Genomic DNA, 16,940 nt, shown 5'->3' with positions numbered 1-16,940 from the left:
GGATCACAAAATAAAAAGGCTGCCCTGTTTATGTCATAGTGACTAAGGGCAGCCTTATGATCAAGCCAGTATCAATACAGTGTAGAACTATGCGGCACTGAGTGCTTGCTCGATATCGGCAAGAATATCGTCAATGTGTTCAATACCAATCGACAAGCGGATCATGTCTTCGCTGGCTCCCGCTTTTTTCAATTCTTCTGCATTCAGTTGGCGGTGTGTGGTCGACGCTGGGTGACAAGCTAAGGATTTAGCATCGCCAATGTTTACCAAGCGAAGAATCATTTGCAGTGCATCAATAAAACGACCACCCGCTTCACGGCCACCTTTGATGCCAAAGCTGATAATGCCTGACGCTTTACCGCCAGTAATTTTCTGGCAAGTAGCGTGGTATGGACTGTCTGGCAACGCCGCGTAGTTCACCCAGTTAACTTTGTCATGCTGCTGTAAAAACGCGGCGACTTTCTCCGCGTTCTCACAGTGGCGTTCCATACGTAACCCCAACGTTTCGATGCCCTGCAGAATCAAGAAGGTATTTTGTGGCGATAATGCTGCGCCAGTGTTTCGCAGCGGCACCACACGACAACGACCGATGTAAGCGGCTTCTCCCAGTGCTTCGGTATACACCACACCGTGGTAAGAAGGATCAGGTTCATTCAATGCAGGGAAACGCTGGCTATTGCCTTTCCAATCAAACTTACCCGAATCGACGATGATACCGCCAACACTGTTACCATGACCGCCCATGTACTTAGTCAGTGAGTGCACCACAATATCCGCCCCCAACTCAAATGGTCGACATAGGTAAGGCGTTGCCACGGTGTTATCAACAATCACGGGGATACCGTGTTTGTGCGCGATAGCAGACAAGCGCTCAATATCCACGATATTACCCGCTGGGTTACCAATGGACTCACAGAAGATCGCCTTGGTTTTATCATCAATGGCTGCTTCAAATCCCTCATAGTCATCGTGAGAGATCATGCGCACTTCGATCCCTTGTTTAGGGAAAGTGTGGGCAAACAGGTTGTAAGTGCCGCCGTACAGCTGACTCGTACTCAGGATGTTATCGCCGACTTCTGCAATACATTGAATGGCATACGTAATAGCCGCCATACCAGACGCAACCGCTAGCGCACCAATACCGCCCTCTAGTGCTGCCACACGCTCCTCTAATACCGCATTGGTCGGGTTCATAATGCGCGTATATATGTTGCCTGCTACTTTTAAGTCAAATAAGTCAGCACCATGCTGCGTGTTATCAAAGGTATAAGACGTGGTTTGATAAATCGGCACAGCGGCCGCTTTAGTCGTCGCTTCAGACGTATAACCATGATGGAGCGCTAGTGATTCAAATTTCATGCTGGGTCCTTTTATTGTTCGTGAGTGTCGTCGCATAAAGTGCTAATGATCTTAGAGCAATGAACCGCTAGTAAACAAGCAAATAAACAAGCCTCTATTGCTCAACGCCATATCGCTAAGACAGCAGCCAGACTAATAAAGATCCCCCCTGAGACTCGTTCTAACCAATGCAAATAACGCTGCACCCGCTGACGAAACATCGGCCGGGCAACCCATAAAACAAGCAGCCAATCCCAGATGAGCACCACTAAGAACATCCATAGCCCAGCGAACACTTGCTGGAAAACGGTCGCACTGTCGCCCAATATTGAGCTCATCAGGCTCAAATAGAATAATGCATTTTTAGGGTTCAGTAATGCGGATCCAAGCCCCAAGAGAAACGTCTTGGAGCGTTTTTCTTGGGGTACATCTGTTGTAGTAAAGTGGATGTTCGCTGGTTGTGCGCGTAATAAGTTAGCGCCAATCCAAGCCAAGTAAACGACCCCTAACCATTGAATAATATTAAACACCACAGGGTAATCACGCAGTTTCGCTCCCACTGCGATGACTAAAATAATATAAAGCAAATTACCCAATGCGATGCCGAACACTGCATACTGACTGCGCTGATGACCAAAACGCAGCGTCTGAGTCACTAACAACACAAAGTCTTGGCCTGGGCTTAGTAATGCTAACCAATGAGCAAGTGCTAGAACTAAGAAGGTTGGCGCAATAAACTGTTCAATCATGTCTGTTGTCTCCATATTAGAGACAGCATAATAAAAAGTCGCACGCGCAAATTATTGTCAGAAAGTGACCCTGATAAAAGTTAAGCTAAGTCGATGTATTACCCAAAGAAGATCTGGATATGACGGTTCCTTCACAACAAGAGCAACAATTTGTTAGTAACCCCCTATGGCCGTTCCTAACGTTACGCTCAACCTTTAACAGCGCTCTGGCGTATAAAACCCACCAGCACGACACAGTGTCATTGGGGGTGGTTCTTGATGGCACCACCAAGAGCACTGTCAATGGTGAGGAACAAACGCTTTACGCTGGTGACATGGTCTTGATTCCACATCACTGCTCCCACTCCTGCAACCCCAACGGCGGAAGCCGCAGTTACCACATGCTATATATCGACAAGAGCTGGTGCCTAGAAGTACTCGGAGGCTCTCCTGAAACCGCTGCATTCGCGACCAAACAATATGTGATACGAGATTCGGTATACTTTGCAGCGATAACGAAATGGTTATCCCACTTTACGGTGACCGAGGATACCTCGCTCACAACACTTATCTCTCTCATTAAGGAAGTCGGCTATCTTGAGCCCATAGGGTCACTTAACTTAGAGAGCATTACCCAGAGCGAATTGAGCATTCAGGAGCTGGCTACTGAGCAAGGAATGAGCCGGGAAGGTTTTATCAGAGCCGTAAAACGACAAACAGGCCTGTCGCCACTCGCCTTACGCCATAATCGACGTATTGAATGGGCGAAAAAGCTTATTGCCGAGGGCGCGGCGCTTGTTGACGTTGCACTACTGGTTGGCTATCAAGACCAAAGCCAGTTTCACAAACATTTTGTACACTTTACTGCCGCCACACCGAAACAGTTTCAAAATAGCTTGCGAAAAGATACAGGGGATTGAGCTCCGGGTTGAGTCCATTTGGGGCTTAAAAGCGCTGACTGCTCAACCTACTTTATCGATCACTTCATCGAAAAGGAGAGGTATGCTGCCCCGAGGAGATAAAGGTCTCGTCCGTCAGACTTTCTAGAAACGTGACTAAAGCCTGCTTATCACTTGTCGACAGTTCAAATGCTTGTACTCTGGCATCTCTTAGGGGCGATGGGGCTCCGGTTAACGCTGCACGTCCACCAGCGGCATAATGCTCAATCACCTCAGCCAGCGTTGCGATAGAGCCATCGTGCATATACGGCGCGCTGAGGGCGATATTACGAAGCGTTGGCGTGCGAAACTTGCCTTGATCTGCAGGATTGTGAGTGATCTCATATAGACCTTGGTCGATCTCTGGATAGGCACCATGGCCATCCATGTTATAAAGCCCTGTGTTGTGAAAACCAGCCTGAGTTGTCGCATCCGAAAAATGAACACCGGAATGACAATTGCCACAGCCAATTTCTTGACTGTAGAAGAGAGTCATACCTCGTCTTGCTTGTGCGGAGAGCGCGTGTTCCTGATGCTCATAGCGAAAGCGGTCGAAGGGTGAATTATAACTGATCAATGTGCGCTGGAACGCAGCTAGCGCTTTAAGAATATGGTCAAAGCTAATCTCATCTTGCGGGCCGAATGCCGCATCAAACATAGCGGGGTACAACGGATGCAGTTGAAAATATTGCAATACTTTCTGTTCGTGGTGTTGTGTGCCCATTTCAACAGGCCCATGACCGAATAAGGGAATTTTAGCTTGCTCTTCAAACAACGTTAACTCAGGGTTAGACCACGTTAGAGACGTCATATAAGCACTATTAACAATCGCTTGAGTATTACGCCGATGGAAATCTCCACTAATGCCTACGGCAACCACACGCTGCTCGGCGAAGCCATGACTAGGCAGGTGGCAAGTAGAGCAAGAGACATAACCTACCCCGGATAAGTTTGCATCAAAGAAAAGCCGTTGCCCTAACGCCACTTTGGCATTCGACATAGGATTATTCTTTGGCACTGGAGGCGGAGGAAGCCATTCTGGCAATGACCAATCAAATGCAGAGCAGATCGGCGCCAGCAAGCTAACCCATAACAGCCCTCCTTTCAGCCAAGATGTCGTGCAAACATTTACTTTTCTAGGATTCATTGCAAGCCAATCTCGTAAGGATATGACCAATACTATAGCCCATCGTCAACACAGCGCCCCCTTCAACACTTGAAGTGATGTTCGGGCAAGCTACTCACTGACCGCCACTCAATGATTTATCAGAAAAGGTTGATCAGACAACAAGCGCAACATCGATATTTTTTGGTCGTTCTAACTATTGAACGGTTTACATTCTTTTGCAATTCAACACATTAAGTTTATTTTAAGAAAGCGATTCTAGGAATACGCTATCAGCTATGATAAGAAATCAGATATCTATAAGAATTTATTATAGATAATGTTAGATTTATGCCCTATTACTTTTTATACCCCATGGCTTTTGTTTACCCCAATAAGACGCTGTGATTTCAGATGCTTAGCGGCTTATCTCTTGATAGGAGTGTTTGTATGTTTTTTAAAACATCAAGGAAAGAAGACGCTGAGACACAACGCTCTGATATCTGTAGCGATATCATAGAATCAATGAAGAAGTTTTGCCCTATCATCACCTTCTCTCCTGAAGGCGAAATAGAAGACGCAAACGATCTATTTCTATCCGCTATCGGCTATTCCTTAGGCGAAATTAAGGGCAAGCACCACCATATGCTCTGCAACTCAGATGCAACCAACGCTTCAGAGTATTCGACTTTCTGGCCCGCCTTAGCACGAGGAGAAAGCCATTCAGGTAAATTTTTACGTCGCCGTAAAGATGGTAGCGCGCTGTGGATCGAAGCGACCTACTTTCCCATATTCTCAAACAACAAAGTCGTTAAAGTTTTTAAAATCGCGGCGGATATCACCGAAGCCTATGAAAAAAGCGTAGCTCAAAATGCGTTAATAGATGCCATCAACAAATCCAATGCGGTGATAGAATTCAAACCCGATGGTACGGTTATTCAGGCCAATAAAAACTTTGCGCGCGCACTTGGTTACAGCAGTGAGAAAGAGCTTCCGAACGTACACCATAAGCAGTTTTGTTTTAATGAATTTTATGAAGAGAATCCTAATTTCTGGAAAGAATTGGCTCAAGGCGAAGTCAAATCCGGACTGTTCAAGCGCCAACGTAAAGATGGTGGGATTGTTTGGATTGAGGCTACCTACAACCCTGTTTGGGATGACGCGCACAAGGTCACCAAAGTTGTAAAAGTGGCGACCGATATTACCGAACGGGTCAACAAGCAGCTATCTATTGAACGTGCGGCGGAAGTTGCGCACAGCACATCGGTTGAAACGGCTCAGGTATCAGAACGCGGTTCAAGCATACTCAAAGATACGGCACATAACTCCGAAAGCATTGTTGAAGATGTGAAAATTTCCACGGCATTGATTGTGGATCTAAATCATCAGTCACTAGAGATTTCTAAGATCGTCGATACGATTGGTGCCATCTCGGATCAAACTAACTTGCTGGCGTTAAATGCCGCCATTGAAGCAGCCCGAGCGGGCGAACACGGTCGCGGATTTGCAGTGGTTGCCGATGAAGTGCGTACTCTAGCGGCTCGTACCAGCAAATCGACAGATGAAATCAATGAGATGGTAAACAAAAATACTCAATTGGTCTCGCAAGCCAAAGACAGCATGTTGAAAGTGACCAATCAGGTTCAAATGAACTCAGAAAATATTCGAGAAGCCTCAGGTATCATCGACGAAATCCTTAAAGGTGCCGAACATGTCAGTCATGTGGTGGGGGATTTGGTTAAATCTTCTGATTAATCCATGCCATAACCGCAGCCCTGGCGTCTTTTCTAAATGGCCGAATCATTATTGAAAAAATTGGGGGAGTCATAACTCCCCTAGCTCCAGAAACGGTGCAATTCTTGCCATGTTTGCACTAATAGCTGTGAGAGTTGCTCGGGCTCAGGTAGCCAAGTAAACGCTGGCAACCACTCTGCTGCACTGGGACTCAACCAATACCCCAGCCCACATCCGCAAATAAACAATAAAGAAACGAGGGGTTCGCCCCAGTCTGTGAGTTTAAGGGCCGTGCCAAATGAGCGTTTCACGCGCATTCCAGACAGCTCAATGCTATATAGCTCATCTAGCACAAGATGAATGGTGGCACCGAAGAAAACAAAGCCGCCTATTCCCCAAGCCGTTTTCGCATCTAAGGAAAACACATGATACGCCAGTGGCACGGCACAGGCGGTAAAGAGCAGGTTCGCCAGTAGACTGTGCAATACGCCTCGATGCACGGTAAGTTGCTCAAACAACCACTGGATTGGAAACCGCACCAGCAGATAGCAGACCAGCGCCGCCGCGAGTAATTGCCAATGAATCAGCCGCTCAATCCAGATGACCAATACCAGCCCAGCGGCTAAGGCCCCAAATAACCGAAACACCAGTTGAATAGCAATGGATTCATCGGCGTCAATGTCAGGTAGCAGGCCACCCAAGGTACCAGCCAACGCGTATAACACCATCTCGTTTAGGGTCGCGAATCCCATCACAAAGGCACTTGCAGCCAGAATCGTACTGAGTACAGCGGCAACGCTAACATGAGTTTTAAAGTCTGCCATAGGGCAAGCTCCCTTATCGCGGTATAAATCGCGGTAAATATTAGAAGATAGCCATTTTGCAAAAGCTAACCAGTGAGTGGGCGCATACTACAACAATCCCGCAAGAGATTCTGTGCACAAAAAAGTGAGTCATCTCTGCTGCGATACGAGAGCCTAGCGACGTTCTCTGTTACCATGCCCTATCACCAGCAATCACTCGGATTTCGCTGGGCTTTCTATGACTGGAACCAACCTTGATCAACAATGACATTTTGCGCCGTGTGCGCTACACCTTCGATTTTAAAGACAGCACTATGGTAGAGATTTTTGCTCTAGCCGAATCGACCGTAACAGAAGAGCAAGTGGCTGCTTGGTTGAAAAAAGAGGACATGGAAGGCTTTGAACCTATCGAAGATGTGGAGCTAGCGTCTTTTTTAAACGGCTTGATCGTGATGAAACGCGGCGCCCGAGAAGATGGTCTACCGGCACCGGAGACACGCTTAAACAACAATATTATTCTGCAGAAGCTACGTATCGCGATGAACTTTAAAGCAGAAGATATGCTAGAGATGATGCGCTTAGCCGAGTTCAATCTAAGCAAACATGAGCTGAGCGCTTTTTTCCGTAAACCTGAGAACCGCCAATATCGCGTTTGTAAAGATCAGATTCTGCGCTACTTCTTGCTAGGCTTACAGCTACATATGCGTTCGGCAAAAGGCAAAGCGACTCAAGCTTAAGTATGGGCGAGCGGCTCTTAGGCCGCTCAAGCCAATCCCTACCCAAGCTTAATTTTTTAGCATAAAGCATTGTTTTTACTACCTTTCCCTTAGAACTCTTGATTCAGTTTACCGAGCAGGCTTACTAACACTTGGCGTTCATCTTCGCTAAGCTCTTTGGTGAGTTCTTCGGTTAACGATAGGTGTAGGGCATTGTGATGCTGATGAATGGTTTGTCCTTCCTCCGTGAGCGCCACGGTAATAGAACGTCGGTCGTCTTCTCGGTAAAAACGTTGCACCAACCCAAGCTTCACCAGTTTATCCACTTGAACCGTTAAGGTCCCCGTTGTAATGCCAAGCTGAGTTGCCAAGGATTTCATATTCATCGGCCCATAGTTGCCCAAGGCTTCTAACGTATGGACTTGAGCTAAGGAATAGTCCGACTCACGCACCACAGAGGCTTCCCACGATGCCATTTTGTCGTAGAACTCGATGAGTACTTTGTTCAGTGCGGTATGAGAAGACATAAGACAGACCTATACTGGATTCACTTCAATAACGATGTGATCGATTTTATCAAACTCCACCAAGAGTTGCTTAAAGAAAGCTGGTTCGCGCATTTGCTCGTCTTTTAAGGTCAAGGTGGCACAGAAGTGATCGGCGCTCACCTTCCAGATATGCAGATCTTGCAGGGACACATTAGCGCTTTCGAGTCTTAACGCTATTTTCTGTTTGTAGGCTTTATCGATCGCTTTATCCAGCAAGATCGGCGACGTTTTCTGCATGAGCCCCCATGCCCATTTCGCAATAATCAAACTGCCCACGATCCCCATAAGTGGGTCTAGCCATACCCAGCCAACAAATTTACCCACCAGCAAAGCAACGATTGCCAACACCGACGTTAGTGCATCGGTCAGCACATGCAAGTAAGCCGCACTGAGGTTGTGATCACTGTGTTGGTGGCTATGGCTATGAGCGTGATCGTGATCGTGATCGTGATCGTGATCGTGATCGTGATCGTGATCGTGATCGTGATCGTGATCGTGATCGTGATCGTGATCGTGATCGTGCCCAGGATGCCCAAGCAGCAGCATACTTAGCAAATTCACCACTAGACCAATCACGGCCACACTAATAGCAGCGTTAAACTCAATCGCCACAGGACTCACTAGCCGATGAAACGACTCATACAACATCCCTAAAGCAACAAGACCTAATAAGATAGCACTGGTATAGCCACCCAATACTCCGACTTTACCGGTCCCATAGGAAAACTGACCACTGTGCTTATGCTTACGAGCGTAGCGATAGACAAACAAGGTGATGCAGAAAGCGGCTGCATGGGTGCCCATATGCCAACCGTCGGCAAGTAGCGCCATAGAGCCAAATAGAGTCCCAGCGCCAATTTCAAGCACCATGGTGACAAAAGTCAGCAGCAATACATACAGGGTACGTTTTTCATTATCGGAATCGAAGTAAGAAAACTGGTCGATTTTATTGCAATCAGGAATAGACATAAGCACCAACTACTTTGAATTTCAAATTATTATAAAAAATAGATTATTTGATTATCAAAGTAAAGTCATACCTAGTTCGAATTCAACATGCGCTGTGCTTGCTGACGAAACACACGGGTTAAATTAGCTAAGGTTGTTGAACGCAGCGAGGCATGCTGCCAATACAGCGGCACATCCACAGTGATACTGGGATCCAGTAACACTACCCGTTGCAGGCGTAAGTCTGCTTGAATCATACATTCCGGCACCATGCACCACCCAAGATGCAGAGCTGCCGCTTCGACAAAGCCTTTGGAAGTCGGAATATAATGGGTTGGCGGCTGCAGGATCTGCGTGGTAACGCGTCGAATAAAGCGATTTTGTAACTCGTCCTTGCGATTAAATACCAGCATGGGAGCCACACCTAGGGCTTCGACATTCAAGCCATGAGCAAAATAACGCGCTTTAAATTCGGGGGAAGCAATAGCGTGGTAGCGCATGGTGCCAAGTGGGTGAATATCACAGCCCTGAATGGCTTTCGCTTCCGAGGTCACGGCCCCAATAACACTGCCATCACGTAGCAAGCTTAAAGAATGGTCTTGATCGTCCACCACCACATCGAACAGGTAACCAAAGTCTTGACTCAGTTCGGCCAGTGCTGGCAATAACCAAGTCTCCAATGAGTCATCGTTAACGGCTATTTTTAAACGACGGGGAGCCATGTCCGCGGGTTGATCGAGTTGAAAATCGGCAAATGCTTCTGCTTCCAACGCTAACATCGGCAGCACTTTGCGCAGCAGAGTTTGCCCAGCTTCAGTTGGTCGGCACGGTGGCTGACGCACAATCAATACTTGCCCTAAGCGATCCTCAAGAGCCTTAACTCGTTGCGATATCGCAGACGGCGTGACGCATAAACGTTGAGCGGCGCCATCAAAACTGGCTTCTTCAATGACGGCAGCAAACGCGGCTAGTTGCGGGTGAACGAGACTCATCAAGCCCTCCAGATTAGAATTTCTTAACCATCTCTATAATTATTAAATTTACTAAGGAGATATGACAACGCAGTATAGCGCTGTTTTATTCAATTACAGGAACAGTACTATGTTGACGGCCTTATTATCCGGCTTTACCACGGGTGCAGGATTGATCATTGCTATCGGTTCACAAAATGCCTTTGTGCTTAGACAAGGCCTGATGCGCCACCATATCGGTGCCGTGGTTGCGATCACATCGCTGAGCGATATCTTGCTGATCTCTTGCGGGGTGGCCGGTATTGGTATTCTAGTCGAGGCGTGGCCGTCATTGGTTCAGTATTTACGATGGGGTGGCGCGGCGTTTCTGGCATTTTATGGCTTGCAAGCAGCACAACGTGCTTGGTCTGGCTCAGGCGCCTTACACGCGGCACAACAAACTTCTTCTGCGTCACTGAAGACCGTGGTGCTGACTTGCTTAGCGTTTACTTTCTTGAACCCGCATGTGTATCTCGACACCATGGTGCTGTTGGGGAGCCTTTCTGCGAACTACCCAGGTTTTGGTCAGATCGCCTTCGCCATCGGCGCCTGTTGCGCCAGCTTAGTCTGGTTTATCGCGCTTGGCTACGGAGCACGTTTATTGCGCCCCGTATTCAATAGCCCGCTGGCTTGGCGTATTTTAGACGCCAGTATTGCCGTATTTATGCTGACATTAAGTGCGTTGATGCTGAGTTAGGCTGACGGCGTTATAACATCCCCACCAGATGCCACCAGCCGAAGTTTAAAGGCAGCAATAGCACGATGGTCAAAGCAAACGTCACTAAACACACTTTACTGACCACCGCTAACGGCAGCTTACCGAGCGCCATGGCGGTGATCAAAGGTGGAGCCTGATAGGGTAGCAAAACGGTGGAAAACGCCATGACTTCGGACATCACAATGGCATAGCTGGACAGGCCGGTGATCTCGGCTAAATCCCCAGCCAAAGGCGTAATGATGGCCGGAATACCGGCTAAGTTAGCAATCATACCTACCAGTATGGAGATCCCGGTCATGAGTGCTAAATTGAGCGTGTTTTCACCCACAACAAACGGCGCCACTTGGGTTAACGCCTTAACGATGGATTCGCCTAAGCCGGTATACGCAATGGTTGCCCCCAAGCCGATGATCCCTGCTGCAAAAAACAGCGGGCCATAATTCAAATCTTTGCTCAAGCACTGTTTGCTGGTGAATTCCCCACTAGGCCACAAGCATGCCGCGCACGCCACCAGGCCGATCCAGCCGGGGGAAATATGGTGCAAGCTATCGGTTAGCCAAGCGACAAAACACAGCACTAATATCAGCAATAATTGCTTTTCCTTAGCAGAGAGAGTGACCTTCTCAGCCGTAGCAGGTTTAACCGGATGCACTGGGTCTTGGGCAGGAAACAACCATAGAATGACGGCGATCACCAGCCCTGCCTTGACCAGACCCAGCACGGGAAAATGCAGTACCAAATAATCCCAATAGGACAAAGTTTCGCCATATAGTGCTTCACTGATGCCGGATAACAGCATGTTTGGCGCATTCGCTGGCAAGATCGAAAAAGTAGGTAGAAACGTACCAAACGCCGCCGCCAGCAAAATGCCGTAGCGACCTGTTGAGCCTTCTTGATAGCCCAGCTGTTCGGTGATTGCGACCACAATCGGGATTAACAGCACGACTCGGCCGATACCGGAGGGAATCAGAAATGCCAAGAGCAAGCCAAATAAGGCTGTACGCGTAATCACGCTGCGATAACTTTTACCAACAATCTGGATCAATAGCCCTGCTGCCTTATGGTTTAACCCCGTAAATTGAATGGCGGCACCAAACACCATACCGCTAAACAGCAACCAAAAAGTCGATGATGTAAAGCCCGACAACACCACACTACCCGGTGCGATTTGTGTGACGGTCACCAGTGCAAACATGGCCAGCGCTGGCCAAAATTCGGGCACATATGAAGTCGCCCACAAGGCCGCACAGAACACTAATACGCCTAAGGTTGCTGCCTGCTGCGAAGGCAAGAACAGCCCCCCTAACGCCGCCGTTACCGCTGCCGCCAAGGCAACACCTAACACCGGCCAAATAGGATTCGCTGGTGCATCATTCGAGTTTACGGGCATATTGGCTTCCTTTGTTCTTGTTGTATTTTCTACAACATAGCAAGTCTGACTCGGTAAACGAATTTGATTATTAACCTGTGTTATTCATTAATCGGAGTCGTCAAGATATCGTTTCCATCGAGATAATCACGGACTCAATGCTGATCGAGTGCTATACTGCCGCCCAAATCCATCTCGTTTCGTCACTTATTCTAGGATAGTTGGCCTAGCGCCTACTTATTTGAGTGAGATATGACGCCCCTACGCTTACGTTACCAAACCGTTGAGTTTGGCAAAGTTGATATTCATTTATGCACATTGCGTGATAACCAAGAATTCCATGACCCAGGCGGTGTAGCAGAAAAGCTCGGCATTTCCTCCGCGACATGGCCTATCTTTGGCATATTATGGCCTTCTAGCTTAGTGCTAGCGAATCATATGTGTAACTACGATGTGGGCAGCAAACGCATCCTAGAGCTCGGCTGTGGCATGGCCTTGTCCAGTTTGTTGTTGAACAAACAGCACAAAGACATTACCGCTACAGACTATCATCCAGAGTCACACCATTTTCTTGATCGCAATACCACCTTGAACGGCGACCAACTTATCCCTTACCAACAGGCCGATTGGGCAGACAATAGCGATACCCTTGGTTTATTCGACATTATCATTGGTAGCGATGTGCTGTACGAAGACAATCATATTGAGATCTTGGCAAGCTTTATCCAAGACCACGCTTTACCTAACTGTGAGGTAATTGTGGTTGACCCGGGCCGAGGCCGTAAAAACAAACTGAGTAATCAACTCGCGAACTTTGGTTTTAGCTGTACCCAGACCCGACCGCCTCATACCGACTATTTAGATAAACCATTCAAAGGTCATATTCTCAGCTACCGTCGACTGGCAGAAGGCACAGCACCGCTCTAATCCATCTGTGCGATGAAGGCGGCCTTGATCACGGAAACTTGCTATCATGACTCGACTAGGATGGGATCCCTATTAGATTTGAGGTAGTTCATGGCATCACGTAAACGCAGCATTACCCGTAGGCTTTGGTCCGTGCTCTGGAAGCTGGCACTGCTGTTCCTTTTAGTATTGCTACTGTTTCGCTTTGTACCACCCCCAACCACAACCTTTATGCTGCAAAGCCCTTACCCCGTCAGACAGACATGGGTCAGCATTGATACATTGCCCAGCTATGTTCCCTTAGCAATGATTGCCTCAGAAGATCAGCGTTTTCCAGACCACTTTGGCGTGGACTTTACCGCTATCAGCAATGCTCTTCACGACTATGGCGATGGCGAAGAACTACGCGGTGCCAGTACCATCACACAACAAACCGCTAAAAACCTATTTTTATCTCCCAGCCGCAGTTTACTTCGTAAGGGCCTAGAAGCGGGCCTAGCACTTTGTCTTGAAGTGGTTTGGGGTAAAAAACGCATTCTTGAAGTGTACTTAAACATCGCTGAATTTGGTCAAGGCATTTATGGCGTCGAAGCCGCTAGTCAACACTACTTTAATCGCGCAGCAAGGAATTTAACACCAAACCAAGCCGCACGTTTAGCGGTCTTATTGCCAAACCCTAGACAACGAGATCCCAATCGACTCAGTAACAATCTATCGCAGAGAGTCGATTGGATCGAGCAACAAATGCGTCAGTTGGGCCCTGACTATTTACGCCCTATTCTCGACTAACTTTCGCTACAAAATAGCCATTGCACGCGATGGTTTTAATTCTATAATGCGCCTGTTTTCTATACAGAAAGCACCGTCTATGGAAGCCAGCTCGAGGCTTATATCACTGCTCCAGAATACGGCGTTTAATCGTTTTCGTGTGATCATAAGTGGAAGCTAAAAAATGAATGATTTTCTTTGGATTGGTGTACTCATCCTGTTCGGTGCGTTGTTTGCTATGTCTGAAATCGGTATGGCCGCTGCACGCAAAATCAAGCTGCGGGTAATGATGGAGGACGGCAACGAAAAAGCCGAATCTGTGCTCGCACTTCAGCAAAATCCCGGTGCCTTTTTTGCGATGATTCAAATCGCACTGAATGCCATTTCAATCCTTGGCGGTATCGTCGGTGAGCAAGCGCTAACCCCTTACGTCAAAGACATGGTAATCATGTTTTACCAAGGACCTTTGCTCGATCAAGTCAGCTTCATGCTGTCCTTCCTGCTGCTGACCTCGCTGTTTATCCTATTCGCAGATCTCTTACCGAAGCGTCTGGCGATCATTATGCCGGAAGCCGTGGCCATCAAAATGGTCACTCCGATGCGCTGGATTACCTTTGTCTTGATGCCAATGGTGTTTCTGTTTAATGGCATTACTAACGCCATTCTGCGTTTATTAAATTTGCCTACCAAACAGGAAGAATTAGTCACCACTGAAGACATCGTCGCCATGATGGACGCTGGCGCAGAAGACGGTAGCTTGCAGAAACAAGAGTATCAATTAATCGGTAACGTGTTTGAACTGGACAGTTTAACCATCGGCAGCGCCATGACGCCGCGGGATCAGATCATTTATTTTGACGCCCACGAAAGCAGCGAAGACATCAGCCAGAAAATCATCGAGCATCCACATAATGACTTTTTAGTGTGCGAGGGCAACCTCGACAAAATTATTGGCGTGATCGAATCGAAAGAGATACTACGCCGGGTTTTGAAAGGCGAAAAAGCCTGTATCCCCCCCGAACAAGTGGATAAAGACTTATTTTATTTGCCAGAAACCTTAACCCTGTCAGAAGCCTTAAACGCCTTCAAGGTCGCGCCACAGCCGTTTGCGGTGGTGGTGAACGAATACGGTACAGTCGTAGGCTTGGTCACGGTGAAAGATTTACTGGGCAGTTTTATGGGCGATTTGATCACCCCACAAGATGCCGAACAGATCGTACAACGTGATGCGGATTCGTGGCTGATCGAAGGCTTAACCCCCATCATTGATGTCATGCGTAGCCTTGCGATCGAAGAGTTTCCCGATCGTAACCAATATGAAACCATTGCGGGCTTTGTTATCTACAAACTCAAACGGCTACCTAAGCGCACAGACTCATTTGTGCACGAAGGTTATAAGTTTGAAGTATTGGATTTAGAAGGCGTGCGAGTGGAACAGCTGCTGGTCACTCGTGTCACTGTGTAACTCCGTGGTGACTTAAAGAGGGCTGTATCTAGCCCTCTTTAAGCCGATACGCTAGATCTTAAAGAACTCTAATTGTTTCTTAACATCTTCGCTGCTGTTCATAACACTTTGGCCCGAGTTCTTTGCTTCTTCCGCATTACGCTGAGTTAAATCCCGAACCGAGTGCATTTTCATATTAATATCATCGGTTACGGCAATCTGTTCCGTGGCAGAAGACGCAATTTGGCTAGCTTGTTCTGAAATACGCTCGATACGCTCTAAGATGTCTTGCGTTAAATCGCTTGCTTCAGACACATGCTTGCGAGAACTTTCCACTAACCCTAAGCTACTCCCCATCTGACTTACGGCGCGTTGACTCGCTTGATTCAGCTTCGTTAGTAACGCTTCAATTTCGTTGACGCTATCTTGCGAACGCTGGGCAAGTGCACGTACTTCATCCGCTACCACCGCAAACCCACGGCCTGTTTCACCGGCTCGTGCGGCTTCAATAGCGGCGTTTAACGCAAGTAAATTAGTTTGCTCAGAAATGCCACGGATGACACCCAAAATAGTCTCAATGTTGTTGGTCTCGCTGCGTAGCTCTGTGACCGCCACATTGGTTTCATTTAATGTGCTGACTAAGTTATCCGTTTCGGACAAAGTATTATGCGCCACAGCTAAGCTACTCTGGGCCACCGTTCGGATGCCGTTAGCCGCGCTTGAAGAATCTTGAGTATTTTCAGAAATGCTACGACTGCTGGCCGACATCTGTTCTAATGCTACGACAACCAATTCGGTGTGCTCCATAATATCAACCGAACGCTTAGCTGCCTCTTGGTTGGCTTGCAGCACCCCTAAGCTACTCTTGTTGACGCCATCTACCGCATTTAAAACATTAGTGATGACCGATCGAAAATGTTCTCTAGAGACGTTGATGGCACGGCCTAAATCAGCGATTTCATCCTCCCCGACCACTTCAACAGGTCTATTTAAATGTCCTTTGGCCATTTCTTGAGCCGCCGTACTCACAACTTGTATACGTCGCACAATGCTGCTCGATATGGCGTAACTTAGAGCAAGAGAGACGAACAAGGCTAACGCAACCGCACCCCAAAAGCTGATTTCGATTTCTGAAATTAAGCTATCTGAGTTCTGCTTAGCGACAATAACCGCCGAGCTATTAAGGTCAGAGAAAGCGTCCAAGGCATCAATCAGTGCGGTATAAGAGCCCATGAATGCAGAAAACACAGGAAAGGGAGCTTTATGGTCTGGCGCATTTTGCATCGCAGACACAAACGCTTTGGTTTTAGTTTGAAAATCTGCGACCAAGCTTTCTACGTTTTTCAATGCTTGGGCATCACCTGAGAACCCCGTTTTTAGGTTTTGCAGCAATACAGGCGTGTTGCGGTATGCTTCATCTATGGTTTTCAGGTAAGGTGGTATTTGCTTATCCAATGACAGCAAATACCCAATTTGCAACCCCCGCACATTTAAGACGATGTCCACCTGAGCTTCTTTTAAATGCTCTAGACTGACCGAGACTTTGTGATTCTCATTGTAAAAACGGTTAAAACTGTCTGCTAAATCTGTACTTTTAGACTTTATGACCATTAAAGCGACTAGAAATACAAAGATGATGGAGGCGATCATCGTAAATTTAGTTCCCATCGAAAACCGACTCATAGCTTACTTCCTTTCTCAAGCTGCCTAAAAAGGCCTACCCATGCATCTACACTAGTTCAGTTCTATTGCATCAGTGGCCGACCCAACAAAATCGCAGTCTGACACATTACTGTGACTTATAGAACTCTATCTTTAGATACTTTTTCATGGCCTAAAAACACCTCAAAAGCACACAGTCAGAATT

At 47.4% G+C, this 16,940-nt stretch carries 16 protein-coding genes; 7 read left to right on the top strand and 9 right to left on the bottom strand.

The genetic code is table 11. The features are described 5' to 3' along the window. Positions 1-87 precede the first annotated feature (87 nt). Together ASC49_RS11940 and ASC49_RS11935 are read right to left on the bottom strand one after the other, a co-directional pair. On the bottom strand, positions 88-1,359 hold the full coding sequence (locus ASC49_RS11940; protein ID WP_055463479.1) for an O-acetylhomoserine aminocarboxypropyltransferase/cysteine synthase family protein: 1,272 nt from the start codon (positions 1,357-1,359) through the stop codon (positions 88-90). A gap of 101 nt (positions 1,360-1,460) precedes the next feature. After that, positions 1,461-2,087 (bottom strand): LysE family translocator, encoded by a 627-nt coding sequence (locus tag ASC49_RS11935; protein ID WP_072242102.1) that lies wholly within the window; start codon positions 2,085-2,087, stop codon positions 1,461-1,463. A gap of 119 nt (positions 2,088-2,206) precedes the next feature. Between ASC49_RS11935 and ASC49_RS11930 the strand changes: the two genes are divergently transcribed. Continuing rightward, positions 2,207-2,986 carry an AraC family transcriptional regulator gene (locus ASC49_RS11930; protein WP_055463477.1) on the top strand — a complete coding sequence of 260 codons (780 nt, stop codon included), beginning with the start codon at positions 2,207-2,209 and terminating at the stop codon, positions 2,984-2,986. A 64-nt stretch (positions 2,987-3,050) separates the two neighbouring features. Here the strand turns inward: ASC49_RS11930 and ASC49_RS11925 are convergent, their stop codons facing one another. Then, positions 3,051-4,151 carry a methanobactin export MATE transporter MbnM gene (locus ASC49_RS11925; protein ID WP_055463476.1) on the bottom strand — a complete coding sequence of 367 codons (1,101 nt, stop codon included), beginning with the start codon at positions 4,149-4,151 and terminating at the stop codon, positions 3,051-3,053. A 408-nt stretch (positions 4,152-4,559) separates the two neighbouring features. Between ASC49_RS11925 and ASC49_RS20195 the strand changes: the two genes are divergently transcribed. After that, entirely contained in the window at positions 4,560-5,864 is a 1,305-nt protein-coding gene (locus ASC49_RS20195) for a methyl-accepting chemotaxis protein (RefSeq protein ID WP_055463475.1), read from the top strand. An 80-nt stretch (positions 5,865-5,944) separates the two neighbouring features. On the opposite strand, the gene ASC49_RS11915 is transcribed toward ASC49_RS20195, so the two are convergent. Continuing rightward, positions 5,945-6,667 carry a metal-dependent hydrolase gene (locus tag ASC49_RS11915; protein WP_055463474.1) on the bottom strand — a complete coding sequence of 241 codons (723 nt, stop codon included), beginning with the start codon at positions 6,665-6,667 and terminating at the stop codon, positions 5,945-5,947. Between the two features lie 233 nt (positions 6,668-6,900). Between ASC49_RS11915 and ASC49_RS11910 the strand changes: the two genes are divergently transcribed. After that, complete coding sequence (locus tag ASC49_RS11910) at positions 6,901-7,383, top strand: YehS family protein (RefSeq protein WP_055463473.1); 483 nt, start codon at positions 6,901-6,903, stop codon at positions 7,381-7,383. A gap of 89 nt (positions 7,384-7,472) precedes the next feature. Here ASC49_RS11910 and ASC49_RS11905 read toward each other — a convergent pair whose 3' ends face one another. The 3 genes from ASC49_RS11905 to ASC49_RS11895 form a co-directional block, all read right to left on the bottom strand. Further along, entirely contained in the window at positions 7,473-7,889 is a 417-nt protein-coding gene (locus tag ASC49_RS11905) for a MarR family winged helix-turn-helix transcriptional regulator (protein WP_055463472.1), read from the bottom strand. 9 nt (positions 7,890-7,898) lie between these two features. Beyond that, positions 7,899-8,879 (bottom strand): CDF family Co(II)/Ni(II) efflux transporter DmeF, encoded by a 981-nt coding sequence (gene dmeF, locus ASC49_RS11900; RefSeq protein WP_055463471.1) that lies wholly within the window; start codon positions 8,877-8,879, stop codon positions 7,899-7,901. 71 nt (positions 8,880-8,950) lie between these two features. Then, positions 8,951-9,850 carry a LysR family transcriptional regulator ArgP gene (locus tag ASC49_RS11895; protein WP_055463470.1) on the bottom strand — a complete coding sequence of 300 codons (900 nt, stop codon included), beginning with the start codon at positions 9,848-9,850 and terminating at the stop codon, positions 8,951-8,953. Between the two features lie 109 nt (positions 9,851-9,959). Here ASC49_RS11895 and ASC49_RS11890 point away from each other — a divergent pair, with 109 nt between their 5' ends. After that, the gene (locus ASC49_RS11890; RefSeq protein ID WP_055463469.1) at positions 9,960-10,565 is read left to right on the top strand and encodes a LysE/ArgO family amino acid transporter; all 606 of its coding nucleotides are present in this window, start codon (positions 9,960-9,962) and stop codon (positions 10,563-10,565) included. Positions 10,566-10,575: 10 nt separating this feature from the next. Here the strand turns inward: ASC49_RS11890 and ASC49_RS11885 are convergent, their stop codons facing one another. Beyond that, positions 10,576-11,976: an SLC13 family permease gene (locus ASC49_RS11885; RefSeq protein WP_055463468.1), complete on the bottom strand. Its 1,401-nt coding sequence runs from the start codon at positions 11,974-11,976 to the stop codon at positions 10,576-10,578. Between the two features lie 231 nt (positions 11,977-12,207). Between ASC49_RS11885 and ASC49_RS11880 the strand changes: the two genes are divergently transcribed. From ASC49_RS11880 to ASC49_RS11870, 3 genes are all read left to right on the top strand, one after another. Continuing rightward, positions 12,208-12,882: a class I SAM-dependent methyltransferase gene (locus ASC49_RS11880; protein WP_055463467.1), complete on the top strand. Its 675-nt coding sequence runs from the start codon at positions 12,208-12,210 to the stop codon at positions 12,880-12,882. 90 nt (positions 12,883-12,972) lie between these two features. Then, complete coding sequence (mtgA, locus tag ASC49_RS11875; protein WP_055463466.1) at positions 12,973-13,650, top strand: monofunctional biosynthetic peptidoglycan transglycosylase; 678 nt, start codon at positions 12,973-12,975, stop codon at positions 13,648-13,650. A 163-nt stretch (positions 13,651-13,813) separates the two neighbouring features. After that, complete coding sequence (locus tag ASC49_RS11870) at positions 13,814-15,094, top strand: hemolysin family protein (RefSeq protein WP_055463465.1); 1,281 nt, start codon at positions 13,814-13,816, stop codon at positions 15,092-15,094. Between the two features lie 51 nt (positions 15,095-15,145). On the opposite strand, the gene ASC49_RS11865 is transcribed toward ASC49_RS11870, so the two are convergent. Continuing rightward, positions 15,146-16,756, bottom strand: coding sequence for a methyl-accepting chemotaxis protein (locus ASC49_RS11865; RefSeq protein WP_055463464.1), 1,611 nt, complete (start codon positions 16,754-16,756; stop codon positions 15,146-15,148). Positions 16,757-16,940 lie beyond the last annotated feature (184 nt).

The organism is Marinomonas fungiae (assembly GCF_001418205.1).
In the GTDB taxonomy this organism is placed as follows: Bacteria; Pseudomonadota; Gammaproteobacteria; order Pseudomonadales; family Marinomonadaceae; genus Marinomonas; species Marinomonas fungiae.
The sequence above is the reverse complement of the archived record's forward strand: the minus strand, read 5'-3'. Positions and strand labels throughout refer to the sequence as shown.

Coding starts and splice junctions, on each gene's coding strand:
- mtgA (WP_055463466.1), top strand. CDS start 12,973: ATGGCATCACGTAAACGCAGCATTACCCGTAGGCTTTGGTCCGTGCTC.
- ASC49_RS11935 (WP_072242102.1), bottom strand. CDS start 2,087: ATGATTGAACAGTTTATTGCGCCAACCTTCTTAGTTCTAGCACTTGCT.
- ASC49_RS11895 (WP_055463470.1), bottom strand. CDS start 9,850: ATGAGTCTCGTTCACCCGCAACTAGCCGCGTTTGCTGCCGTCATTGAA.
- ASC49_RS11930 (WP_055463477.1), top strand. CDS start 2,207: ATGACGGTTCCTTCACAACAAGAGCAACAATTTGTTAGTAACCCCCTA.
- ASC49_RS11915 (WP_055463474.1), bottom strand. CDS start 6,667: ATGGCAGACTTTAAAACTCATGTTAGCGTTGCCGCTGTACTCAGTACG.
- ASC49_RS11885 (WP_055463468.1), bottom strand. CDS start 11,976: ATGCCCGTAAACTCGAATGATGCACCAGCGAATCCTATTTGGCCGGTG.
- ASC49_RS11870 (WP_055463465.1), top strand. CDS start 13,814: ATGAATGATTTTCTTTGGATTGGTGTACTCATCCTGTTCGGTGCGTTG.
- ASC49_RS11880 (WP_055463467.1), top strand. CDS start 12,208: ATGACGCCCCTACGCTTACGTTACCAAACCGTTGAGTTTGGCAAAGTT.
- ASC49_RS11925 (WP_055463476.1), bottom strand. CDS start 4,151: ATGAATCCTAGAAAAGTAAATGTTTGCACGACATCTTGGCTGAAAGGA.
- ASC49_RS11940 (WP_055463479.1), bottom strand. CDS start 1,359: ATGAAATTTGAATCACTAGCGCTCCATCATGGTTATACGTCTGAAGCG.
- ASC49_RS11890 (WP_055463469.1), top strand. CDS start 9,960: ATGTTGACGGCCTTATTATCCGGCTTTACCACGGGTGCAGGATTGATC.
- dmeF (WP_055463471.1), bottom strand. CDS start 8,879: ATGTCTATTCCTGATTGCAATAAAATCGACCAGTTTTCTTACTTCGAT.
- ASC49_RS11865 (WP_055463464.1), bottom strand. CDS start 16,756: ATGAGTCGGTTTTCGATGGGAACTAAATTTACGATGATCGCCTCCATC.
- ASC49_RS20195 (WP_055463475.1), top strand. CDS start 4,560: ATGTTTTTTAAAACATCAAGGAAAGAAGACGCTGAGACACAACGCTCT.
- ASC49_RS11905 (WP_055463472.1), bottom strand. CDS start 7,889: ATGTCTTCTCATACCGCACTGAACAAAGTACTCATCGAGTTCTACGAC.